The 25845-nt window shown below is 69.7% G+C and carries 9 protein-coding genes (1 of these 9 only partly in view); all 9 read right to left on the bottom strand.

Annotated features, from left to right (window positions below; translation table 11 throughout):
- Tightly spaced (each overlapping or abutting the next), the 9 genes in view from ABZV44_RS23555 to ABZV44_RS23515 form a layout consistent with a single transcriptional unit that may run on beyond the window.
- On the bottom strand, positions 1 to 4974 hold the 5' portion of the coding sequence (locus ABZV44_RS23555) for an amino acid adenylation domain-containing protein (RefSeq protein ID WP_354839982.1). It extends 2535 nt beyond the left edge of the window; the window shows 4974 of its 7509 coding nt (coding positions 1-4974); its start codon is at positions 4972 to 4974; its stop codon lies off the left edge, out of view.
- Positions 4971 to 15395, bottom strand: a complete 10425-nt coding sequence (locus ABZV44_RS23550; RefSeq protein ID WP_354839979.1) for an amino acid adenylation domain-containing protein — start codon at positions 15393 to 15395, stop codon at positions 4971 to 4973. The genes ABZV44_RS23555 and ABZV44_RS23550 overlap by 4 nt, the downstream gene beginning before the upstream one ends.
- On the bottom strand, positions 15382 to 16227 hold the full coding sequence (locus ABZV44_RS23545; RefSeq protein WP_354839977.1) for a 3-hydroxyacyl-CoA dehydrogenase family protein: 846 nt from the start codon (positions 16225 to 16227) through the stop codon (positions 15382 to 15384). Before ABZV44_RS23545 ends, ABZV44_RS23550 begins: the two co-directional genes overlap by 14 nt.
- A complete protein-coding gene (locus ABZV44_RS23540) occupies positions 16224 to 20645 on the bottom strand; it encodes a condensation domain-containing protein (RefSeq protein WP_354839974.1) in 4422 nt (1473 codons plus the stop codon). Before ABZV44_RS23540 ends, ABZV44_RS23545 begins: the two co-directional genes overlap by 4 nt.
- On the bottom strand, positions 20642 to 22474 hold the full coding sequence (locus ABZV44_RS23535) for an amino acid adenylation domain-containing protein (RefSeq protein WP_354839971.1): 1833 nt from the start codon (positions 22472 to 22474) through the stop codon (positions 20642 to 20644). The genes ABZV44_RS23540 and ABZV44_RS23535 overlap by 4 nt, the downstream gene beginning before the upstream one ends.
- Positions 22471 to 23496, bottom strand: coding sequence for an HAD-IIIC family phosphatase (locus tag ABZV44_RS23530; RefSeq protein ID WP_354839968.1), 1026 nt, complete (start codon positions 23494 to 23496; stop codon positions 22471 to 22473). Before ABZV44_RS23530 ends, ABZV44_RS23535 begins: the two co-directional genes overlap by 4 nt.
- Entirely contained in the window at positions 23496 to 24476 is a 981-nt protein-coding gene (locus ABZV44_RS23525; RefSeq protein WP_354839965.1) for a 3-oxoacyl-ACP synthase, read from the bottom strand. The genes ABZV44_RS23530 and ABZV44_RS23525 overlap by 1 nt, the downstream gene beginning before the upstream one ends.
- Positions 24473 to 25570: an acyl-CoA dehydrogenase family protein gene (locus tag ABZV44_RS23520; RefSeq protein ID WP_354839963.1), complete on the bottom strand. Its 1098-nt coding sequence runs from the start codon at positions 25568 to 25570 to the stop codon at positions 24473 to 24475. Before ABZV44_RS23520 ends, ABZV44_RS23525 begins: the two co-directional genes overlap by 4 nt.
- Complete coding sequence (locus tag ABZV44_RS23515; protein WP_354839960.1) at positions 25567 to 25845, bottom strand: acyl carrier protein; 279 nt, start codon at positions 25843 to 25845, stop codon at positions 25567 to 25569. Before ABZV44_RS23515 ends, ABZV44_RS23520 begins: the two co-directional genes overlap by 4 nt.

The following is a 25845-nucleotide window of genomic DNA, read 5'->3' as shown; positions in this document are numbered from 1 at the left end:
GGGCAGATGCATCAGCATCCGCTGATGCCCTTCGTCCCGGCTGATCCGGTCGCGGGCGCGCGTCACGATATTGCGGTGGGTGACCTCCACGCCCTTGGCCGCACCGGTCGATCCGGAGGTGAACATGAGCGTGGCCACGGCATCGGCCGGCACGGCGACGCCGAGATCGCTGTCGTCGAACTCGGTTGCCGCACCGTCGAGTTCATGTATCACCAGTTCGGCACCGGTGAACGCGAGCAGCCGCCGCACGTGCGCGGGCGGGTAGCGGTCGCTCAGCGGTACGCATACCGCGCCCAACTTGGCGATGGCGAGAAAAACGACCACGAGATCGACCGAGCGCGGCAATGCGATGCCGATGGGCACGCCCGGTCCCGCACCGCGGGTGCGCAGCCAGCGGGCGACCTGATTGGCGCGCGCGTTCAACTCGATGTAGGTGAGCTCCGCACCGTCGCACCAGAGCGCGACATCGTGTGCGTGTGCCCGTACGGTCGACTCGAAACACGCTGCGAGCCCGCCATTGTCGATATCGGCCGCCGTGCCGCGTCCGGCGGCGAGCAGTTCGGCTCGACGCGCGGGCGGCAGCAGGTCGAGCTGCCCGACCGGGGACTGCCGCGGTGCGGTGAGCGCTGCCGCGGCGACGAGGATGCGCGACCACAGCTCGTCGACCTCGGTGAGGGCATCGACCTGTTCGAGCTGCACCGCGATTCGGAAGGTCAGCGCACCCGCGCCGGGCTCCACGATGACGGTCAGCGGGAAATGTGTTCCACCGACGACATTCACGGAGGTCACCCGCAAGTCCGCGTCCGGATCGTCGAGCAGCGCGGTATCGATCGGGAAGTTCTCGAAGACGAGCGAGGTGTCGAACAGGTCGCTCGCGCTCGCCGCCGCCAGGATGTCGGGCAGCCCGAGATGGTCGTGCTCCATCAACGCCACGCGTTCCCGCTGAATCCGGACCGCGAGTTCGATCGGCGTCTCCGACATGCGCGAGCGCACCCGCAGCGGCACGGTATTCATGAGCAGTCCGACGGTACCGTCCAGATCGCCGCCGTCGCGGCCGGAGACGGTGATGCCGAAGACGACGTCATCGCTTCCGGTGAGATGCGACATCACCAGCGCCCACAGCGCCTGGATCATCGAGTTGAGCGTCAGCCCGTGCGCCGCGGCCTGTTCGCGCAGCGCGGTGACCGTGGCGGCGGGAAGGATGAAGCTGCGCTCGCCGGGCCGCCGCCACCGCCGCTGGTCGGCCCGCGCGACCTTGCACGGTTCGGCTCCGGCGAGGGTCTGGGCCCAGGCCCGGCGCGCACCGTCGCGGTCCTGCGCCGCGGACCTTTCGAGGAATGCGGTGAACGGTGTGGCAGCGGGCAATTCGAGGCCGCGGTAGCCCAGCAGCAGTTCACGGAGCAGGATGCCCAGCGACCAGCCGTCGAGCAGCGCATGGTGGTGGGTCACGAGCAGGGTGGCGGAGTTCGGTCCGGTGCGCACGAGAGTGACCGTGAGCAGCGGACCCACCAGCGGCTCCGTCTGCGCGTCCTCGGCGCGCACACGCGCCACCGCGTCGTCACGCTCGCCCGATGTCAGATCGTCGAGATCCACTACCCGCCAGGGCAACTCGATGTCAGCGCGAATCTCGTATTCCGGTGTGTCGCCATCCACGACGAACCGGCCCAGCAGGTGCGGATGTCGATCGAGCACCGCGCGCAGGGCAGCGCTCAGCCGCTCCGCGTCGATCGGGCCGTCCACCGTCAGCACAACCTGTACGAGATAGGGGTCCTCGCCTTCCCCGCCCTGGTACAGCGAGTGGAACAACAGCCCGGCCTGTAAGGGAGTCGCGGGCAGGAAGGCACGGCCGTCGCGCATGGCGAGCGGGCTCACCGCCGCTCGGGCGGGCACCGGCGAAGGCGTGCCGACCGCGCGTGCCAGCGCACGAATACTCTGGTGTTCGAACACATCCCGCGGTGTGATCGCGAGCCCGGCGGCACGGGCCCGGTCCGAGAGCCGGATGGCGAGGATGCTGTCGCCGCCGATGGCGAAGAAACCGTCGTCGACGCCGAAACCCTTGTGCCCGAGCACTTCCTCGAACACGGCGCACAGCCGTGCCTCGGCATCGCCACGCGGCGAAGCACCGCCGGCGGCTGCCGTGCCGTCAATGGTGAGTGCGCGCAGAGCGCGTTCGCCGATCTTGCCGTTGGAGGTCGTCGGGATGGCGTCGACCGCCACGATGATGGACGGAACGGCATGTGCGGGAAGCCGTTCGGCGATCGCGGTGCGCACCGCGCCGATGTCGATACCCGGGCCGGCGACATAGGCGGCCAGCCGCCGGTCACCCGGCCGGTGTTCCACGATCAGCACCACCGCCGCACGCACCGCCGGGAGTGCGCACAGGGCGGCCTCGATCTCGCCCGGTTCGATGCGGAAGCCACGGATCTTCACCTGCCGGTCGGCTCGCCCGAGGTATTCGAGTGTCCCGTCCTCGGCCCACCGCGCCACATCGCCGCTGCGATACATGACGGTGCCGGGTCCGCCGAAGGGATCGGCGGTGAAGCGCACAGCGGTGCGGCCCGGCTGGCGCAGATATCCCGCGGTGACGCCGGGACCGGCGACGTAGAGCTCACCCGGCACCCCGGGCGCGGCGGGTCGCAGCGCGGCGTCGAGGATGTACACGGCCAGATCCGGTATAGCCGTGCCGATTTCGCCGGCCGACGCGACACCGGTCAGCGGCGTTCCGGTGGTGAACACCGTCGTCTCGGTAATGCCGTACATATTGACCAGGCGCGGCGCCTGCGGATCATGCCGCGCCCACCACTCGGCCAGCCGCCACGGCTCCACCGGCTCACCGCCGAACAGCACGTAACGCAGTGCGAGCCGGTCACTTTCGGCCGGTCGGCTCGCCTCGGCGTCGACCAGCATGCCGAAGGCGGACGGGGTCTGGTTGAGCACCGTGACCTGTTGCGTCACCAGCAGTTCGAGAAATTCACGCGGCGATCGTGCCGTCTCGGCGTCGACGATGACCAGCTTGCCGCCGTGGCCCAGCGCTCCCCAGATCTCCCACACCGAGAAGTCGAATGCGGCGGAGTGGAAAAGGGTCCAGACATCATCGGGCCCGAACTCGAACCACGGCCGGGTCGCGGTGAGCAGCCGGACCACATTCGCGTGTGTGACGACCACGCCCTTCGGGCGGCCGGTCGTTCCGGAGGTGTGAATCACGTAGGCAGGCAGTTGCGGCGACCGCAGCACAGCGTGCTCGCACGGAACGACCTGCAAGGGGTCCCCGATGCGCAGGACGGGCGCGGCCGAGATCCCTGCCGGGAGTTCGACTCCAGCACCCGTGAGTACGAGCGCCGGTGCGGCATCGTCGAGGACCGCACGCAGCCGCCCCTGCGGATAGCTCGGATCGAGCGGGACATAGGCCGCACCCGCGCGCAGCACCGCGATGATGGCGACGATGAGGTCCAGGGAGCGCGGTAGTGCGAGACCGACGAATTCCCCAGGGCCGACGCCGTATCCGGCAATGATCCGGGCCAGTCGGCGAGCCCGCTCGTCGAGTTCGGCATAGGTGAGCTGCTCGTCGCCGTGCACCACGGCGACGGCCCCACCGTTCGCGGCCACCATGCGGTCGAATCGATCGACGAGCGTTTCGGCTACCTCGTCGGTGGCCGACGGCCCGGCCGGATCCGGTGTGGGCCGCAGCATGCCGAGCGGAAGTTCCTCCGGAGCGACGGCCAGGGCGGCAACGGTCTGGGTGAGCCGGTGGTGGTGCGCGGCGAGGTCGCGTTCGGAGTATCGCAGCGCCGTCGATTCCAGCACCACCGACAGCGCCGGATCGCCGTTGTCGTAGACGCTGATGTTCAGATTGTCGGAGCGTCCGGCCGCCAGATGCCGCAGGGAGGCGGATCCGGATCCGAACCGCAGATCCTTCTGCATGGGCATCACATTGACGGTGGGTCCGAGGATGCCGCCTTCGAGCCCGCTCCCGCCGAGGTCGGCGAGCATATCGCCATACTGGAAACGCTGGTGGCGCAGGATGATCAGGGATTCGGCCCGCACGGCGGCGAGGAGCTCGCCGAGGGTGGCGGCCGGATCGACCGTGATCCGCAGCGGCAGGATGTTCGCCGTCATCCCGAGTGCGTGCCGGGAGCGCTTGGCGGGTACCGCCAAACCGACAGTGACCGTGCGCGCGCCCGAATCCGCGTGCAACAGCAGCGCGATGGCGGCGAGCAGCCACACCGGCCACGGGGTCCCGGTGGCATCGGCCCTGGCGCGCAGTGTCTTCCACTCGGCTTCGGCGAGCACTCCGGCCTGCCGCAGGCACCGATTGCCGTCCGCGGCCGCCGGCGCGGCGGCGAACTGCGGTGGCTCGTAGGGCGCGCCGATGGCGAGCCGCTGCGCCCAGAATTCGCGGTCGGCTGCGAACCGCGTGGAAGTCCGGAACCGCTCGTCCTCGGCGACCAGATCCGCCACCCGGTCGAATACCGATTCCTCCATCGGACGCCCGTCGAGCAGCGCGGTGTAGGTGTCGGCGACACGCCGGATGAAGGCGGCCGAGGACGCCCCGTCGAGCACCAGGTGATGCGAGCGAATGAACCACAGCGTGCCCGCCTCGCCGGCATCGAGCAGATGGTGTTCGAACAGCGGCGCGCGCCCCAGGTCGAACGGCCGCTGCAGGGCCGCCTCCATGAACCGCACCGCCTCCCCGTGCGCGTCCGCCGCGGCGCGGAAGCTGTTGCGGTGCAAGGGCCAGTCCGGCACCTCCTCCACCACCTGCACGAGCGATCCGTCGGCCTCGGTGTCGACGCGCACGCGCAGTGATTCCGCCCCGGCGGTGACGAGGCGCAGTGCCCGTTCGAACACCTCCTCGTCGAGCGCGCCGTGAATCTGCACGTAGCCGCCGACGATCAGACGCTGCCCGGTGTCGTCGAGTTGCTGTGCGACCCAGACGTGTTGCTGCGCACGTGTCAACGGTAGGCGCCGGGTCATGCTAGCTCCTCGATGGTCGCGTGTGGATGGCGGGCGATGGCGGTCAGCAGTTCCCGCATGGTGGCCCCGATCTCGGCCACCTGTGACTCATCGAAAACCGCTCGGAGATAACCGATTCGAACTCTCAACTCGCGTCCCGGATCGACGGTGACCGACAGCGGATAGTGGGTGGCGTCGGTGAGTTCGAGGCGCCCGCCGGTCACGCCGTCGAGGGTGGCGACCGCGGCGGTGATCTGCTCGGCGTCCATCGGATAGGACTCGAAGACCAGCACCGTGTCGAACAGCAGGTCGCGCAGGCCGGCGGCGGCGTGGATCTCGCTCAGCCCGAGCTGGTGGTGTTCGATCATTTCGGCCTGTTCGACCTGCACCGCGCGCAGCAGATCCGCCACGGGCATGTGCGCACCGATTCGCACCCGCACCGGCACGGTGTTGATGCACAGCCCGACAATGGATTCCACGCCGGGCAGTGCGGCGGGTCGACCGGAGACGGTCGCGCCGAAGACCACGTCTGGGCGTCCGAGCCTGCGCCCCAGCAGAATTGCCCAGACCACCTGCACCACGGTGTTGACGGTGACACCGATCTCGGCGGCGGTCGCGACGAGTGCGCCGGTGGTCTCCACATCGAGAGACCACCGGTATTCCCCTGTCGTGACCGTACTTTCGCGGAAGCGGGTGGGCGGGGCGACCAGGGTCCGCTCGGCCACCCCGTCCAGGGCTCGCTGCCAGGCCCGAGTGGATGCGGCCACGTCCCGGTCGTGGTTCCAGGCGAGGTAGTCGCGGAAGGATCCGTCCGGCGCGGGCAGCGACACACCGGCGTAGAGCGCCAGCAGATCGCGCAGCACCAGCGGCACCGACCAGCCATCGAACAGGATGTGGTGGTAGGTCACGATCAGCACCGGCTCCGCCTCCGCGACACGCGCGAGAGTGAAGCGCAGCAGCGGTGGTCGGGCCGGATCGAATCGACGTGCACGTTCCTGTGCGGCCAGCTCCACGAGATCGTCCGCCGTGGCCAGATCCACTTCACGCCACGGTAGTTCGACGGTTTCGGGTACCACCTGCCGAGGCTTACCCGAATCGTCGAAGACGAAGGCCGCGCGCAGGTTCGCATGGCGCTGCAGGATGTCCTGCCCGGCCTGCCGCAGCCGATCGCGGTCGATCGCCCCACCGGGTCGCACCACCGTCTGCACGTTGTAGACGTCGGCGACGCCGGAAGCGGACGGCGTGGCCATAACGGCGTGGAGCAACAACCCCGACTGCAGAGGTGTGAGTGGCCACACGTCGGTGAGCCTGCCGTAATCCCGCTCCCAGCCGGTGATGTCGTCACGGCTCACCCGCACCAGCGGGAAGTCCGACGGCGTGTGCCCGCCCGCGCGTTCATCCCGGGCGTGCGTGGCGATGGCTCCCAGCGCGGTCATCCACAGCCGCGCCAGCTGCGAGACCGCCGCCTCGTCGAAAAGCGTGGTGGGGTAGGTGAATCCGGCGCGCAGCCGGGTGCCCGTCACGATCGCGTTCACGTCGATGGCGGCGGCCGCGGGCAGGTCCGGGTCCCGGTCGGTATTCGGTGTCGCGAGCACGTCCGCACCGCGGTCGTCGACGCGGCCCAGGTAGTTGAAGGCGACCTGCCCGGGCATCGCCGCCGGGAGCCGCTGGGCGGCATCGGGATTCAGGTAGCGCAGCAATCCGTAGCCGATCCCGTGATCGGGGATGGCACGCAGCTGTTCCTTGACCGTCTTGAGCAGGGCACCGGTCGCATCGGTCCCGGCCAACGCCGCCCCGAAATCGATCTCACCGATATCGAGCCGAACCGGGTACAGCGAGGTGAACCAGCCGACGGTGCGCGACAGGTCCGCGCCCGGCGCGACCTGTTCCTCGCGCCCGTGGCCTTCCAGCCGCAGCAGCGAGACCGGAGCGTGCGTGCCCCGCCCGGCACGCCAGACCGCGAGCGCGACGGCCAGCGCGGCGATCATGACCTCGTCGGCACCCGCATGGAAGCGTGCGGGAACGGTCCGCAGGAGCGCCTCGGCCACCGTTTCGTCCGCGGCGACTTCGACCGTCCCGAGCCGGGCGGCGGTATCGACGGCGGGGTCCAGCGGCCGGGAGCCCAGCAGGGGATCCGGTGTCGCGCAGACCTGCCGCCAGAAATCGAGCTCGGCGACCCGATCCGGTGCGTGCGCGGCGTCGACCAGGCTGTGCGCCCAGCGGCGCATGGAGGTTCCGACCGGATCCAGCCGCGGCACGACGCCGCTCGAGGCATTCGCGAGGGCTGAGAACAGGTCGGGCAGCACGATGCGCCAGGACACGCCGTCGACGGCGAGATGGTGCACGGAGATGATCAGCCGGCCCGGCACGCTCCCTCGCTCGGCGTCGAGCCGGACGAACTGCGCCATCACCCCGGCGGCCGGATCGAGGCGATCCAGCGCGGCGTCGAGTTCCGCGGCGATGAGCTCGCGCAGGGCATCGGCGTCCGCGGCATCCTCGAAGGTGCGGCGGTGCACCAGTTCCGACGCGTCCAGCGCATCCGTCGGCATGGTCTCGAGTCGCCATTCTCCGGAGTCGTCGCGGAACAGCCTGCTGCGCAACATGTCATGACGATCGATCAGCGCCGAGACGGCCTGGATCAGGGCGTCGTGCCCCGTCCGAGCGGGCAGTTCGACGGTGACGGTCTGATCGACCCGGCGGAAGCCGCCGCCACGTTCGGTCAGCCACCGGACCACGGGCGTCAGCGGCATTTCGCCGATCCCGCCGCCGGGCAATTCCGGCAGCAGGCGAGGCGCATCGGCAGCCGCCTCCGGTGTCCTTGCCACAGAGGCGATCCCGGCCACGGTCCGGCGCTCGAACACTTCGCGCGGCGTGAAGTGCAGGCCGCGAGCCCGCGCCCGGGAAGCCAGCTGAATGGAGATGATGCTGTCCCCGCCGAGCGCGAAGAACGAGTCGTCCACACCCGGCCGGTCGACGCCGAGCACCTCGGTGAAGAGTTCGGCCACCACCTGTTCGGCAGGGGTCCGCGGTGCCCGATCCGAGCGCGACACCAGGACGGGGTCGGGCAGTGCGGCCACGTCGAGCTTGCCGTTGCCGGTCAGCGGCAGCGTATCGACCGGCACGATGGCTGCCGGTCGCATGTAGACGGGAACACGCTGTGCGATATGCGTTTCCAGTGTCTCGACCGCGAGTGCATCATGAGTGCCCGGTACCACATAGGCGATCAGGCGGGCCGATCCGGAATCCCCGGTCCTGGCCACGACGACCGCGCGGGCCACCGACTCGTGTTCGAGCAGCGCGGCCTCGATCTCCCCCGGTTCGATGCGGTAGCCGCGAATCTTCACCTGCTGGTCGCTGCGGCCGAGGTATTCCAGCTGCCCGTCGCCATTCCAACGCGCCAGATCACCGGTGCGATACATGCGGGTGCCGGGTGAACCGAACGGATCCGCCACGTAGCGCTCCGCGGTGGTCGCGGGGCGGGCGCGATAGCCACGGGCGAGCTGGGCTCCCGTGAGATAGATCTCGCCCCGCGAGCCGACAGGCGTCGGCCGCAGCCACGAATCCAGCACGCGCACAGTGATTCCCGGTAAGCCACGACCGACAACGCTGGCAGGTGCCGACCCGGCGTGGGTACGGTCCACCGCGAAGTGTGTGGCGTGCACGGTCGCCTCGGTGATGCCGTACAGATTCGAGATCCGGACCTCCCCGTCCGGATCCGTGTCGTACCACGCCCGCAGGAGACGCGGATCCAGCGCTTCGCCACCGAGCACGATATGCCGTAGCGCGGGCACGGCGGCGCGGCGCAGGCCGGTGTCGAGCAGTGCGCCGAAGGCCGAGGGTGTCTGGCTCAGCACCGTAATACCCTCACGGGCCATGAGTTCGGCGAACTCGTCCGGTGAACGTGTCACATCGGCGTCCGCGATGACGAGCGTGCCACCACTCGCGAGCGCTCCCCACATCTCCCATACCGAGAAGTCGAAGGCAGGCGAGTGGAACATGGTCCACACATCGGTGTGGTCGGTACCGACCAGATCCCGCGTCGCGGTGAGCATTCCGACGACATTCCGATGCGTCACGCTCACGCCTTTGGGGCGCCCCGTGGAACCCGACGTGTACAGCACGTAGGCGACATTGTCCGGACCCGAGGCGACCGAGGCGACTTCGGCGCCGCTGCGGTCGAGAGTGTCGAGCACCAGGTACGGCTGGTCGCCCGCGGGCAGTGCCGCACGATCGGCGGCGGTGGTCACGACGCAGACCGGGTTCGTTTCAGCGAGGATGAATTCGAGCCGCTGCGCCGGATTACCGAGGTCGAGCGGGACGTAGCCCGCCCCCAATTTCAGCACTCCCAGCAGCGTCACGATCAGCTCCACCGACCGTGAAACACCCACGGCGACCAGCGATTCCACGCCGACGCCGCGCGCCGCGAGGGCGCAGGCCAGGTCATCGGATGCCTCGTCGAGTTCCCGATAGGTCAATACTCGGTCGCCGAATCGCACCGCGACGGCATCCGCGTGCACCGCGGCCCGGGCGCGGAACAGATCCACGAGCGTCACGTCCGGCACCGGCGCGGCGGGGCGCTGCCAGTCCCGCACCCGGCGGTGTTCCGCCTCGCCGATCGGATCGATGTCCGCCACAGCGGTATTCGGATTCGCGGCGAGCGCCGCCAGCACCCGGGTCAGCCGTTCCCCCAAGAGAGACACGGTCTCCGCATCGAGCAGTTCCGGCCACCAGCCGGCCAGCAGGTGCAGGCGATCGGTTTGGCGGACAGTCAGTGTCAGCGCGTAGTGCGTCGCCTCCCTGGACTGGAATCCCTCGATCACCAATCCGGCGAATGCGAGGGCATCCGACCGCAGTTTCGCCTCGTCGACGGGATAGGACTCGACGACCAGCAGCGTGTCGAACAGGTTCCGCTCACCGACACCGGTCTGCGCGCCGATATCCGGCAGGCCCAGGTGGTGGTGGGCCGTGAGTTCGAACTGCTCACGCTGTACGCGACGCAGCAGCGCGCCCACGGACTCGCCCGGGGCCAGCCGAATGCGCACCGGGATCGTATTGATGAACAACCCGACGATGTTCTCGACGCCCGCGAGGTCGGCGGGGCGGCCGGAGACTGTGGTGCCGAAGAGGATGTCGTCGCGATCGGTGGTGCGCGCAAGCAGGATTGCCCAGGCCGCCTGCACAATGGTATTGATCGTCACCTCGAACTCGGCTGCCAGGCAGATCAGCGCCCTGGTCTGCGCCTCGTCCAGGTCGAACGCCCGCTCCAGGGGCAGTCCGGTGGGGGCGTGCATCGCGGCGGTGTCCGCGAGCAGCGTCGGCTCCGTGACCCCGGCCAGCGCCCTGGCCCACACCCGCCGGGAAGGTGAGTCGTCCTGCCGGGCCAGCCATTCCACATAGCGGCGGTAAGGAGGCGGGGGTTCGACCGCGAAACCGGCGTAACCGGCCATGATCTCGCGCAGCAGCAACGGGATGGACCAACCGTCGAGAAGCACGTGGTGGCAGGTTACTGCGAACCGGGTCCGCCCGTCGCCGAGGCGGAGCAGTAGGAAGCGCAGCAGCGGCGGGGCGGTGAGGTCGAACGGCATCGTCCGTTCGGCGGCGAGCAGGCGCTCGCCGGCGCCGGTCGCCCCGGACAGGTCGACCTCACGCCAGGGCAGGACCACATCATCGGTGACGATCTGGACGGGCGTCCCGGCGGCATCCACCTCGAAGGCGGTGCGCAGGTTGGCATGTCGCTCCAGCACGGCCGCCGCGGCCGACCGCAGCCGCGACGCGTCGACCACGCCCTCCAGGCCCAGCACAAGCTGCACCGTGTACACGTCGACCGCGTCCGGATCGAACAGGGCGTGGAACATCATGCCGGACTGCAGCGGCGTAGCCGGCCACACCTCGCTCAGCGTCGGGTACCGCTGTTCCCAGACATCGATATCGCCCTGTGTGACGGACACGAGGGGGAAGTCTGACGGGGTGTATCCGCCGCTGGCACGGGGATCGCGCGCGTGCCGCGCGACGGCCTCGAGCGCCGCACGCCACAGCTCGACCAGCTCCTCGCCCGCGGCCTCGCCGAATATGCCACGCGCATAGCCGAAGCCGGTCACCAGGCGGTGGCCGAGGACAATGGAATCCACCTCCACCGCACCCAGCGCGCCACGGCCGGCGTCGGGACGAATGGCCAGCATTCCGTATTCGGTGTCGGGCAGGAAGCCGACTCCGGCGAGTTCCTCCGGAATGTCGAGGCCGGCGATGTGCCCGAAGTAGTTGAACGAGATCTCCCCCGGCTCGCCCGGCGGCAGTGCGGCAGCGGTGTCCTCGTTCAGGTATCTGAGCAGGCCGTAGCCGAGGCCGTTGTGCGGCGCTGCCCGCAGCTGTTCCTTGACGGCCTTGAGGGCGACTCCCATGGCTTGGCCGCCGCCGAAGGCGTCGTCGAGATCCACTCCGGTCAGGTCCAGCCGTGCTGGGACGATGGAGGTGAACCAGCCGACGGTGCGAGACAGTTCCGTCCCGGGCACCGCGTCCTGTTCGCGGCCATGGCCTTCCAGGCGCAGCAGCACCGACCGCTCGACCTCGCCGCGCCGCGACCGCCAACGCGTCACCGCCAGCGCGAGCGCCGTCAGCAGCGCGTCCGCGACGCGGGCCCGGTAGCGGTCCGGAATGACGGTGAGGATGGCGGCGGTATCGCGTTCGTCGAGTTCGACGGCGGTGTGCGCCACATCGGCCGCCATATCGCGGTGGGGATCGAAGGGCCGCTCGCCGAAGGATGGCGCCGGGCCCTCGACGATCTCGCGCCACAGCGGCAGCTCGGCGGTGAGCGCCTCGGAGTGCGCGGCGTCGACCAGCGCGTGCGCCCATCGGCGCATGGATGTACCGACCGCGGGCAGCCGCGGCGTCTTCCCCGCCGCGACCGCCGCCCATGCGGCAATGAAGTCGGGCAATAGAATTCGCCAGGAGACACCGTCGACGGCGATGTGGTGCGCGGCGATGACGAGCATTCCGGGGGCGGTGCCCGAATCCGGTGTCAGCCAGACGAACCGCAGTACCACGCCGGCGGACGGGTCGATCCGGTCGATGGCTGCGTTCAGCTCGGCTTCCGCGAGTACCCGGAGTTCCGCACCGGTGAGGCCGGCGTGGTAGGTCACCTGGTGGATGAGCGAGTCCACATCGACGCTGCCCGGCGGAGTGACCCGCAGATGCCATTCCGCCGACCCGTCGCGGTATAGCCGCGAGCGCAGCATGTCGTGGTGATCGACGACCGCGGAGAGGGTGGAAACCAGTGCGCCGCGGTCGATTCCGGCCGGCAGGTCCAGCGTCATGGACTGGCAGAAACGATCGAAGGTGCCGCCGCGCTCGACCATGAACCGGAGGATCGGGTTGAGCGGCAGTTCGCCGACGCCGCCGCCGGGCAGCTCCGCGAGCGGCGGAATCTCCTCTCGGCCCGCAGTTTCGGCGATGGCGGCCAGGCGGGCGACGGTGCGGTGCTCGTAGACCTGTTGAGCGGTCACCGCGATACCGCGCGAGCGTGCCCGGGACACCAGCAGGATCGACATGATGCTGTCGCCGCCGAGCCCGAAGAAGGAGTCGTCGACACCGATGCGGTCCCGGCCGAGCACCTCGGCATAGGCGGCGGCGAGCGCGGTTTCGGTGTCGGTACGCGGGGCCCGGAAGGCCACCGTCTCGACATCGGGTGCGGGCAGGGCCTTTCGATCCACCTTGCCGGAACGGTTCACCGGCAGCGCGGGAAGACCGATGATCACGGCGGGCACCAGGTGCCTGGGCAGTAGCGGACGCAACCGCTGGTCCAGAGCGTCCGGATCGATGCTGTGCCCGGCGGCCGGGGTGACATAGGCGACCAGGCGACCCCCGGCATGGTTGCGGTCATCGACGATGGCAACCGCCTGGGCCACGGATTCCTGTGCGGCGAGCACCGATTCGAGCTCTCCGAGTTCAATGCGCACGCCGCGCAGCTTCACCTGGAAGTCACTGCGGCCGAGGTACTCCAGCTCGCCGTGACCGGTCGACCGCACGATGTCGCCGGTGCGGTAGAGCCGCTGCCCGGCAGCACCGAACGGGTCGGCGATGAAACGTGTGGCGGTGTGCCCCGACCGGCGCACATAGCCGCGCGCGAGCGTCGCGCCACCGAGATAGAGCTCGCCCGGCACGCCTGCCGGAACCGGCCGCAGAAAGGCGTCCAGCACGTGGGCACGGACATGCCACGCGGGTGCTCCGATGGGTACCGCGGCAGTGTCGCTCGCGCCGATCGCGTGCCGGGTGACGGCGATTGTCGCCTCGGTCGGACCGTAGAGATTGTCGTAGCGCGCGCCCGGAGCGACAGTCGGCAGCGCCGCGGAGAGTGCGGGCGTCACCGCCTCACCGGCGAGCAGTATGCGACGCACACTCGGCGGCATCGGCGCGGCCACCGCCTGCCGGTGCGCCGCGAGCGTGGACGGCGTGAACTGCACCGTGGTGACATCGTGCTCGATGATCGCTCCGGCCAGCGCGTTCGGATCGCCGTGCGCTCCCGATCCGTCGACTACGAGCCGGGCGCCGACGGTGAACGGCCACAGCACTTCCCAGGCCGAGACGTCGAACGTCAGGGTGGTCTTACGTACGACGGTGTCGGTGTCGTCGAGGCGGTGCAGGTGCTGCATCCAGGCGAGATGGGCGCACACGGCCGCGTGGGTGACGCCCACGCCCTTCGGCTGCCCGGTGGAGCCGGATGTGAACAGCACGTACGCAAGGTTTTCCGGACGCAGCGGGGCGATGCGGTCGTCATCGGTGACCGTGGCGCCCGACTCGGCGGTCAGGTCGAGTTCGTCGATGTGGATCACCCGGACGCCGTCGGGAGCGTCGAATCCGTCCCGCCGCGTGGTGAGGACGCACACCGGCTGCGCGATATCGAGCACCTGGGCATGACGCGAACGCGGATGCTCCGGGTCCAACGGGAGGTACGCGGCACCGGTTGCCAGCACCGCATGCACCGCGAGGATCTGCTCGCCCGATGGTCCGAAAGCGAGTGCCGCCACCTGTTCCGGCCCGAGTCCGAGGGCAATCAGCCTGCGCGCCAGACGATTCGAGGCACCGTGCAGGTCCGCGTAGGTCATGCGGGTTTCGCGTCCGACGATCGCCACCGCCTCGGGCGACCGGGCCGCCTGCTCGGTGAACAGAGCCGCGAGTGTCGTGGACGCTGCGATCATGTCGGCGGGGGGACTGCCGATGAGACGCTCGATCTCTCCCGATGCGGCGATATCGATCCGGGCGATGGGCGCATGCGGCGTCCGGACCAACTGCTCCAGCAGCCGAATCAGCCGGTCCCGGTGCGAACGATGCATTCCGGGAACGGCAATCCGCCAGCCACCGGCCGCCTGATCATCGACGCACACGGTGAGCTCGTCCCCGCTGCCGAGACACTCGGTCACCGCTGCCGTGCCGAAATCGTCGATCGCGGCACCGCCGAGCATGCGTACCGCGAGCGGCCACTGCCCATGCACCGGCGAATTCGCCCAGGGCTCATCGATATCGGGAATGAACCTGAGTCGCCGCGCTTTGCGCAGCTCCCGCCCCACCTGTTTGGCGATCGAGTAGAACCCGGCGTGAGCCGTGACCAGAATCCGCAGCGGCACCGTGGTTTCCCCGGCATCGAGTGCGACCACGCACTCCCCCGAGGACGCCAAGCGAGACGCGTAGACGGCCAGCGCGGCCAGCACCACCGCGGGCGCACCGGCCCCGCACACTCGCGCGGCCCTGGTGAGTTCCGCCGATGCTCCCACCGCTGCCCAGACCGCCTCATCAGGAGTACCGCTGAGAGGACGCGTGATACCCGCGGCGGGAGGTTCGGGCCGGGCGGCGTCGGCGAGAGCGTGCTCCCAGTAGTCCCGATCGGCGGACCACGCGCCCGATTCGCGGTATCGGCGTTCACTTTCCAGCTGGTCGGCCGTCGTACCGAACGGCGGATTCGCGCCGGGGCTCGTGGGCGCGCCGTCCAGCAGATCACGCACCCGGGCGAGAATCGCGAGCGCTCCCGGCTGGTCGTTGACCAGGCGGTGATAGCGCTGGTACCAGCCGAGCCGGCCATCCGGGAACCGGAAGACGGCCTGCCGGTACAGCGGCCCGTGCGCGATATCCATTCGGCACGCGCGTTCTTCGGCGATCCACTCGGCGACGAAATCTCCCGGACCGGTCCCGTCGACGCTGAGCACGGCGGTCGGTACCGGCGGGTTCTCGCACACCTGGATCGCACCGGCGTCGGCACGGAACACACTGTGCAGCACCGGGCATTCCGTCATGACGGTGTCAACCGCCTGTCGCAGGGCGTCCGCGTCCACCGAGCCGGTCAGTTCGATGTACAGGTCGACGTAGCGATCACCGGCCGCGAGGGCGGCGCGTTGCGCATCGCTGGGGACCTGCGGTCCGGCCGTCGCGATGCGGGTGCTCTCAACGATAGTCATGGAATCCTTGTCCGGTCTTGCGGCCGAAATGTCCTGCGGCGACGAGCGTCGCGAGCGCGGGCGGAATGCGGTAGTGGTCCTCGCCGGTCTCTCGCCGCAGCACCTCGATGGTGTCGGCGACGTTGTCCAGGCCGATCAGGTCGGCGGTGCGCAGCGGACCCATGCGGTGGCCGAGACAGCGTTCGAAGAGGGCGTCCACCGTCGCGGCGTCGGTACCGGTGTCGAGGGTGGCGGCGGCTTGCGCGATGCTCAGCATGAGCAGGCGGTTGATGACGAACCCGGGGCGGTCGCCGACGACGAGCGATTCCTTGCCGAGCGCGGTGAGCAGTTCGGTGGCCCGCGCCATGGTGCCGGCCGAGGTCTGTTCCCCGCGAACGACTTCCACCGCATCGGTGAGTGGGGCCGGGTTCATGAAGTGCAGGCCGAGCACGCGATCGGGGCGACCGGTCGCGGCAGCCAGCCGGGCGATGGGGATGGCCGACGTCGCGGAGGCGAGCACGGCGTCGGCCGGGCAGACGCGGTCCAGTTCGGCGAAGAGCTTCTCTTTCAATTCGATCCGCTCGACCGCGCACTCGATGACGAACTCGACCGCGTGGAGGTCATCGATGCGGTCGGTCCAGCGCACCCGGCGGGCAGTCTCGAGCGCCGTCCGCCGATCACCGCGGCCCAGCAGCAGCGCCAGGCGCACCGCTTCGTTCAGGCCGCGGCGCGCCCGCTCCACGGCGGCCGGATCGGGCTCGACCACAATGACATCACGTCCCGCCTGCGCGAGGCACTGTGCGATGCCGGCGCCCATGGTGCCCGCGCCGATCACTGCGACGACCCCGGTCATCGGGTCATCTCCGTTTCCGCGATGCAGCGCACCGCGATATCCGGCACCGGATCATTCGGTGTCTCCAGCAGACCGTGCAGCAACCGGGTCAGGTCCGAGAGCATCTGCTGCGCGGTCGGTTCGTCGAAAAGTTCTGTGGCGTAAACCAGTTTCAGGACCGCACGGTCACCGGACTCCCGGCCGAGCGCCAGTTCCGCAGTGCCCGGCGGGGTGTCGCCGAACCAGGTGGCCCCGGCGCGGCTGTCGCCCTGCGCCGGCCCGGCCAACTCCGCGGCGGTTCGTTCCAGTAGCTCGGCCCCGGTGGGTTCGTCGGCGAAGTCCATTCGGGCGGTACCGGTTGCCGAGCCGACCACTACGTCATCGGAGCCGGAGTACCAGCACAGCAGTGCCGCCCAGGCGGCGAGCAGGTCCGCATCGCCCGGTACGGCATCGAGCCGCTCGCGCACCGTCCCCGGCGTGTATCGGGCCGAGTCGTTTCCGCGCGGCCGGTCTGTCGGAATATCCAGTGCCGCAGCCCGTTCTGCCGTGCCCACGCCGGCCGGCGACGGCCTGGTGACGAGCAGCTCCTCGATCGACCGCTCCGGAGCCGACTCCACGACCTCGGTGAGGATCTCGAGGTAGGCCGCGGCCAACCCCGCGGCGGTGCGCTGGGTGAACAGCTCGGTGCTGTACTCGAAGCAGGCCAGCATGTCGAGATCGTCGCTGCGGTCGTAGGTGATCAGGCTGAGATCGAATTTCGCTGTGCCGGGCGGTAATCCGCCGAAGGCGTTGTGGATGGTGTGCTCGGAGTCGAAGAACTCCGTCGCCCCGCCGCCGAGCGGGTTGGCCGATCCGGCGCCGGTGAGGTCCTGGTGGACGTAGAGCACATCGAAGATCGGGGTGCGGGACATGTCGCGCTGATCGTCGAGGGCATTGACCACCCGCTCGAACGGGATCTCCTGATTCTCCAACGCGCCCAGCACGATTCCACGCACTCGTTCGAGCAGATCGCCCAGCGTCGCGGGACCGGAGAGGTTGGCGCGCAGCGCGACGGTGCTGTTGAAGAAGCCGATCAGCCCTTCCAGCTCGCGCCGGGTGCGGCCGGTGGTCGGCGTGCCGACGACGAGGTCGCGCTGACCACTGCGGCGGGCGAGCAGCAGATAGAAGGCGGACAGCAGCACCACGAACAGCGACACCGACTCCCGCTTCGCGACCGTGCGGGCCGCGGCGAGCAGCGTCGCCGGCACCGTGAACGGCTCCAGCTCACCGGCGAACGTCTTGCGCGCCGGTCGCGGGAAGTCGGTGGGCAGCCGCAGTTTCGGCGCGCCACGCAGCATATGCGTCCAGTATTCGAGCTCGTGCGCGAGCGCGCCCGAGTCGAGCAGCTCCCGATGCCAGCGCGCGTAGTCGCGGTAGCGGATCGGCAGCGGTTCCAGCTCGGCCGGGCGCCCCTCCCGCCGCGCGGCATAGAGCACCGGAATCTCCCGCGCGAGAATTCCCGGCGTCTGGCCGTCGGTGACGCAGTGATGGCACACCACCTGCAGCACATGCATATCCGGAGCGAGCCTGACCACCAGCACCCGCACCATGGGGTCGCGGCCCAGATCGAACGGCCGGACCGCCGCCTCCCGGACCAGCTCGCGCGCCCGGACGACCGAATCGGCCGCACCGGACACATCGACGACCCTGAAGAACTCGCCGAGAGCTGGCCGCACTCGCACCGCCGGCACACCGTCGACCTCGACGAGGTTGTAGCGCAACGGTTCGTGCCGCTCGGCGAAATCCTCGAATGTTCCCTTGACCGCGTCGACGTCGATCGGCCCGCGCAGCACGTTGACCACCGGGTAGTTGTAGAGCGTGGTGTCCGGAACAAGCTGATGGTGGAACCACATCCGTTCCTGCCCGGGCGACATGACCAGCTCGTCGGTGCGCGTAATGGCCGGCAGCCCCCGCGCTCCCGGCATCACCTCGGGCGCCGGGCGCGCCCCTTCCCGCAGCAGGTCCGCGAACTCGGCCACCCTGGGCCGCTCGTACACATCGAGCAGTTTCGGCCGGAAACCGAATGCCTCCTCCACCCGCTCGACCAACTGCACGGCAATGATCGAATTGCCACCGACATCGAAATAATCGTCATCCAGCCCGATTTCGGTCTCCGCGTGCAACAGTTCGCGCAGCACTGCGCGCAACCACTCCGCCGCATCCGACGGCACGGCGACCACCGGAGTCTCGGGCGCGGCGACAGCTTCGACGGGCTCGGACGCGATCTCGGCATGCTGTGCCGCAGTGGGCAGTTCGACCCAGCACCGGGTGCCGCGCAGCGGGTGCCCGGGCAACCGCATCCTGCGACCGTCCCCGTCCTGCACCCGCGCCCAGTCGAGATCCACTCCACGCTCGTAGAGCCGCGCCAGGATACCGAGCGCACCCGCGGAATCCGCGGAGCCGAACAGGATCTCGGCTTCCGCACGACCCGCGAGATCCTCGGTGAGGTACCGCCCGAGCATGCCGTCCCGGCTGGGATCGACGAAGACGACCGGCCCATCCCGCAACAGCGTTTCCGCCGCCGCGAGCAGACGCGACCGGTCGACCGCGGGCGTCTTCGCGGCAACAGCCAATTCGCCCGGGTCGACAGGCTCTCGCGATCCGAGCAGATAGCGTGCCGCGAACTTCGACGCGCCCCCGCTGAGCACGGCGGCGAACTGAATCCCGCAGGCCCGCAATCGATCGTGCACCGCGAGCTGTGCCGCGAGCACCGCGGCCGTTTCCCCGTTCGCGGGCAGCTGTTCCGGCAGTGCGGCGCCACCTTGCCCGGCCGGCAGAGCACCCGGCGAGAGCAACAGTGCCACTCGCGGCGCGACCGGCTGCATTCCGTCCGAATCGACCGCAGCGCCGCGTGTTTCGAGCAGATCGGCCAATTCCGTTGTGCTGCTCGCACAGACCGCGATGCGATGGCCGAAGTGTGCACGGCCCCGGCCGAGCGTGAACGCCACATCCGCGAGATCGATCGAATCGTCCCGCATACGCCCCGCCAGCGAGCCGCACAGCTCCGCGAGCGCCGGCGCCGTCCGCGCCGACACCCCGATCAGCCAGGGCACCGGCTCACGACCCGCCTCGGCCGGTTCGGCTTCGCGCAGCGGTACCGCATCAGGGGCCTGCTGCACGACATCAGGGGCCTGCTGCACGACGCAGTGGGCGTTGGCGCCACCGAGGCTGTAGGAGCTGACACCCGCCAGGCGCGGGCCCTCGCTCCGCCACGGTCTCGGTTGCGTGACCACCTCGAGGCCGGCCGCGGCCAAATCGAGATCGCCGGTGGGACGGTGGAAGTGGAGAGAGGGGAAGAGTTGCCCGTCGTCGACCGACAGGACGGCCTTCACCAGGCCGGCCACGCCGGCGGCGTGATCGAGGTGGCCGATATTGGTCTTCACCGATCCGATCGGGAGGGCGGTGGCGCGCTCGGCGAACGCGGTGCGCAGGCCCTCCAGTTCGATGGCGTCGCCCAGCCGGGTGGCGGAGCCGTGGGCTTCGAGGTATCCGGCATCACGGGGATCGGCACCGGCCTTGCGCCAGGCGCGCGCGATGACCCGGGCCTGTGCGGCGGCGCTGGGGGTGCTGATGGTTGCGGCGGCATGGCCGTTGTGCAGGACGGCGCTGCCCCGGATGACCGCGTAGACCGGAGCACGGTCGGCGCGGGCACGCTCGAGCGTGGTCAGCAGCAGCGCCGCACCGCCTTCGCCGGGGACTGTGCCGTCGGCCTCGGCGTCGAACGCTCGGACCCGGCTGCTCGGTGAAGCGATCTCGGTCATGGTCTGCACGGCCCAGGCCGGAGCCCCGTGCGCGCGGACGCTGACTCCGCCGGCCAGTGCGTAGTCGGCGTCGCCGCTGCGCAATTCGCGGCAGGCGTGATGGACGGCGATGAGAGAGGCGTTGCAGCCGCTGTCGACGGCATAGCAGGGGCCGTCGAAGCCGAGCAGGTGTGCGATGCGGGCGGGGACGCCGAAGGGCAGATTACCCAGCATGGCGAGGGGGCCCGGGTCGACGGCCATGGCGTGATAGCTGGGCATGGGCGCGCTGAACACCACCGCGGTGGTGGCCGTCTGCAGGCTGGCGGGCGCGTAGCCGGCATCCTCGATGGCGCGGTGCGCCAGCTCCAGGGCGATCCGCTGCTGCGGATCCATCAGGGCCGCTTCGCGTTTGGACAGGCCGAAGAACGCGTAGTCGAAGGTGTGGATATCGGCGAGGTGCCCCATGGGCAGATACCGGACGCGGCGGTCCAGGGCGGTCGCCGTGGCGCGAGACTCCGGCATGGGGCCGATCGAATCCCTTCCGGCGGACAGGTTCTCGCGGAACTCGTCGAGGTTCGCCGCGTCCGGGAAGCGCGCGCCGATGCCGATGACGGCGATGTCGCCGTCGCGTGGTGCGGGTGCGGTCACGATGTCCTTCACACTTCGAATGCCAGGGGAACGTCCGCCGGTGCGGCCGGCTGTACCGGATCCGCGGGCAGTGCGGCCGCCTGCGCGGCCACGGTGTCCAGATCGAACAGCAGGCCCACCGGGATGGCGCCCGGCCAGCGCGCCTGCAGGCGCACGTGCAGAGCGACCACCCGATGGGAGTTGCCGCCCACGTCGAGAAAGCGGTCCACGCGATCGAATTCGTCGTGCAGCAGCACCTCCGACCAGATCTCGCCGAGGGCGCGCTCGGTCTCGGTCCAGTCGTCCCGCGACACCGCCTGGCGGGCCGCGGAACCGGTCAGCAGCGTGCGCAGCGCCGCCTCGTCGAGCTTGCTGCTGCCCGGCGTGATGGGAAGGGCATCGACGGTCACGAACCGTGCCGGAACCGCTTCCGGCACGAGGTGTTCAGCGCAGAATCCGGCCAGCGCGCTCGATGCGGGCGTGGTCGCCGCGGGGTCCAGCGGCACCCAGAAGGCGGCCAGGTACACCGAGTCGTCGGCATCGGCGACGGGCAGCACGACCGCTTCCCGCACGGCGGGATGGTTTTCCAGCACCGCCTCCACCGCGCCGCGTTCGATCCGGACGCCACGGACCTTCACCTGATTGTCGGCCCGGCCGTGGAATTCGATGTCGCCGTTCGTGTCCGCGCAGGCGAGGTCGCCGGTGAAGTACATGCGCGCACCCGGTTCGGTCGCGAAGGGGTCGGCCACGAATCGGGTCGCGGTCAATCCGGGACGGGCCGCGTAACCGTCGGCGATCTGCCCGCCACCGAGGTACAGGTCACCGCGAGTGCCGCTGCGCACGGGGCGCAGCTTGTCGTCCAGCAGGTGAGCCGTCGTGCCCACGGCAGGTTTTCCCATCGGGACGACCCGCAGCGGCGTATCCGCGACGTACGGGCCGATGCAGGTGATCGTCGCCTCGGTGGGGCCGTATTCGTTGTGCAGCGCCACGGCGGGCAGTACTTCGCGGTGCTCGTCCACCAGGCGCGGCGGGACCGCCTCCCCCGCCAGGATCACCGTTCGCAGCGTCGGCCGCAGCTCGGCCAGCCGTGGCAGCGCCAGCCGATAGAACGACGGCGTCGCGATGAAATGCGAAACACCCCGGCTGCGAGCGAGTTCGGCGACGGCGTCGACATCTCGCACCATCCGGAAATCGGGAAACACGCTGGTGCCGCCGACCGCGAGCGGCCAGACCACACCCAGCAGGGAACCGTCCCAGATCAGCCGCAGGGCCGAGAAGGTGACCAGCGCACCGTCGGTGTGCGCATTGTTCCGGGACCCGATCTGGGTGGCGAGGTTGGCGCGCGACACGACCACCGCCTTCGGAACACCGGTGGAGCCGGAGGTGGTGATGGCATAGGCCGGGGCGAGCCGCGGCGGCGGGCCGGGCAGCGAGATCTCGGGTGGATCCATCCGCGCCGCGATGTCGATCACCGCCGGACCATTCGTCGCGTCCGCCAGCGCTCCCGCCGCCTCGCCCGGAGTGAGCGGATCCCGGCCATCGATGATCACCGCGGCACAGTCCAGCGCCTCCAGCACCGCGCCGAGCGACGACTCGCCGCCGTGGCCGGGTTCGATGACACACCAGGCCGCGGCGGCGCGCAGGGCGGCGATCATGCCGATCACAGTGTCCAGGTTCTGCCGCTGGTAGACGACGACCATCTGCCCGGGCCGCACCCCGGCCACGAGCAGGCGGCGCGCGAGAGCCATTGTCGCGGTGTCCAGTTCGCGGTAGGTGAGCGACCGATCCCCGACCACGACCGCGAGACGATCGGGCACCCGGTCGAACTGGCACATCAGGCCGTCGAGCAGATCCACGCTCATCGAACCACCTCGACATGGCCGGTGCCGCCGATGTTTTCGGCGGGCACGGTGCACACGAGCAGGATGCGATCGCCGTCCTTCTCGGCCACTTCGAACCCGGCGAAGCGCAAAGTCACGAGCATGACCCGATTCCGTGGCGTGGCAACGAATTCCGCCGCAGGCCGCAAACCGGCCGCGTGGGCACGGCGCACCACCTCGGCGATCAGCGTCGTACCGACACCGCGCGACATGACACGACAGGACATGAGCAGCAGGAGCAGCACGGAATCGGGGCCGCGCCGTTCGGTCACCGCCAGCCCGATCGTGCCGTAGCCGCCGAAACGGTCGGTCAGGGAAGCGACGAGCACCTCGTGACGCGGGGACGCGCACAATGCCCGCAACTCGTCCATATCGAAGGTGACGCCGGTGGTGTTGAGCTGATGGGTACGTTCGGTCAGCTCGTGTGCGCGAACCAGATCCGCCTCGGTCGCCTCGGCGACGGTCATGACCAGATCCAGCGAGGCCAGGAAATCCGCGTCCGAGCCGTTGAATTCGGCTTCGGATGCTTTGCGCTCCCGTTCCGCGCGATACAGCAAGCGACGCTGCCGGGCCTCGGAGGTCGTTGTGGCCGGGGTGAATTCGGGAAGGTCGGGGAGTTCGGCGATCCGGTCGGCCGGATAGCATCGGACCTGCGGGAAGGCGGCGGCCACCTCGGCCAGCTCGACCGGATCATTGTCGACGAAGGCGATCGCGTCCCGGCCGATATTGAGGGATTCGGCGATCCGGCGAACAGCCTCCGACTTGGGTCCCCAGCTGATCTCGAAGGCCGAGAACATCTCCTCGATACCGTGCTTGCGCAAATGTGCTGTGGCAGCGTCTGGTTCGCCACGACTGGCGACGGCGTGCAATATGCCGCGTTCATCCAGTGCCCGGATCGTTCGCAGCACCTCCGGTTTCGGCGTACCGCCGTCCGACTCCAGCACAACGCCGGGCCACACCGTATCGTCGAGATCCCAGACCACGCATTTCACCGTCGCCGCCATCACACCCTCCGTAGCAGGCCGGCGCTCCACGCGGCGACCGGGCTGCTGTTCAACAACAGCGCGTATTCAGCGGGTGCACGAGTGGCCGCGGCAGCCTCCAGATTGACCAGCATGTCCATCGAGCCCAGGTGGCCGTAGGCCGCGAGATTGGTCCGGCAGACCTTGTCGACGGGGCGATCCAGGGCCTCCTCCCAGAAGGCGAAGGCGCCGGCCGACAGGTTCTGCATGAGAATCGGTCCGACCTCTCCATCTCGAATGCCATTGCGTCGCAGCAGTTCCGGAATAATGGCGTCGAATCGCTTCTTGCTCTCGACCGCGAGCCGGAACGAGTAGGTGGACTCGTCCGCGCACACCTCAGCCCAGTCGCCGGAGCCGATATCGCGGTAGTCGATGCGGAACAGGTCCGCGTATTTGCCCTCGCTGCGCACGATCTGGTCGACGAACTCCCAGCGGCCGGGGCCGGAGGTGGTGACCAGCAGTGCGGCCGCACCGTCACCGAGCAGTGTCATGGGGGCGCGGTAGCGATTCCGGGTGGGCGTCCTGGCGGCTGTGACCACCAGGACATTGCGGCAGTGGGCATCGGCGCGAACCAGGCTCGCCGCGAGAGTCAGTGCGGCGGAGACCGATACACAGCCGAGGTCCCCGGCCGCCGTGGTGAACGCGCGGACCGCGCCGATCCGGTGTTGCAGCCGGGTCGCTTCCGAGGCGAGCAGGTACTGCGGCGCGCGGCCGGTGACCAGGAGCAGCGCGCCCAGATCGGCGGCCGCGAGACCGGCCTCGTCCAGCGCCGCGCGCGCCGCCTCGGCGGCGAGATCGACCTCGGTCATGCCATCAGCGGTGCGCACCGTGTCGATGCCCAGGGCCAGGGCGTGTTCCCGGCGGTTCGGGGGCAGATCGGCCAACTCCGCCAGCGTGGCGACCGCTGCGGTCCGGTCCGGGAACCAGCTCGCGACCGGACCCAGTAGCACGCGTTCGTTCATGATCGCGCACCCCGCATGACGTGCTCGCCCATGGCCACCTCGGCGACCTCCTGTGCTCCCTCGATGATCTGCATGACTTTGGCGTCGCGATAGAAGCGGCCGATCCGGCTGTCCGGTGCGCAGCCCGCCGCACCGAGTACCTGCACGGCCCGTTCGCTGACCGCCGCCGCGACACCTGCGGCGGCGTATTTGGCGGCAATCGTGAAGATCAGCGCCTGGGGCGATCCCGCGATCCGCGCATCGGCCGCGCGTTCGCAGAGGGCTTGCGCACCTTCCACATCCGCCCAGCAGCGGCCGAGCGTGGCGCGGATCAGCTGATGTTCGGCCAGCGCGGTGCCGCCCTGGACGCGGGCGAGCGCATGGGCGGCCGCATCGCCGAGGCAGGCGCGGGCCAGCCCGACAGCACCCCAGGCGACGGTGTAGCGGCCGTGATCCAATGCGGTGCCGAGGACATGGGACAGACCGAACCCCGGTGGTGCGATCAGCTGGGCGGCGGGTATGCGCACGCGGTCGAACCGCACGGTCGCCAGCCGCGCGCCGCGCAACCCGAGACCGCTCTCGGCAGGTTCCACACCGACCCCGGGCCGGTTCCGATCCACCAGTGCGGCACACAGTCCGCCCGGCGCTCGACCGAGCACGAGGTAGACGTCCGCACGCTGACCGAAGGTCACCCACAGCTTGGTGCCGGACACCAGGAAATCCTTGCCCTCGGGCTCGAAAGCCGTAGTGACAGCGGACAACTCGGTTCCGGCGCCGGTTTCGGTCGCCGCCAGCGCGGCGATGACCTCACCGGCGGTGAGCCGGGGCAGCCACGCCTCGCGCTGCGCGGCCGTGCCCCACCGATCCAGCGCGGCGGCCACCATGCCGTGCACGGTCACCAGCGAACGCAGGCTGGTGCACGCGTGCCCGAGCGTCGCGGCCAAACGCCCGAGCTCCCGCGCATCGAGCTCCGCACCACCGAAGCTCGCGGGCCGATCCGCTCCCAGCAGCCCATTCCGAGCCGCGAGCTCGATCATCTCGTCGGGCAGACCGTCCCGATCCCACCGTGCCCCATCGCGGGCCGCAGCCCGCACGAGGTCGTCCGCTTCGATCACGAGTGACTGTCCCCGCCCTGCTTGCGGACGACGAAGGCCGCCGCACGCGCGGCACTGCGAAAGTTGTCGAGCTCGAGATCATCGACATCGACCGAGATCCCGTAGGTGTTCTCCACGTGCACGACGATCTCCAGCGCCCGTAGTGAATTCACCAGTCCGAGCGCGAAAATGTCGTCCTCCGGCGCCAATTCGATCTCGGCCATCGACCCGAAGTAAGCCAGCAACTCCTGCGTCAGCTCCGCCCCGCGCCGCACGCCCCGCGCCAGATCCTCCAC

It is taken from the genome of Nocardia sp. NPDC004860 (genome assembly GCF_040609015.1).
Lineage (GTDB): Bacteria > Actinomycetota > Actinomycetes > Mycobacteriales > Mycobacteriaceae > Nocardia.
This window is presented reverse-complemented; position numbering and strand designations above follow the sequence as displayed.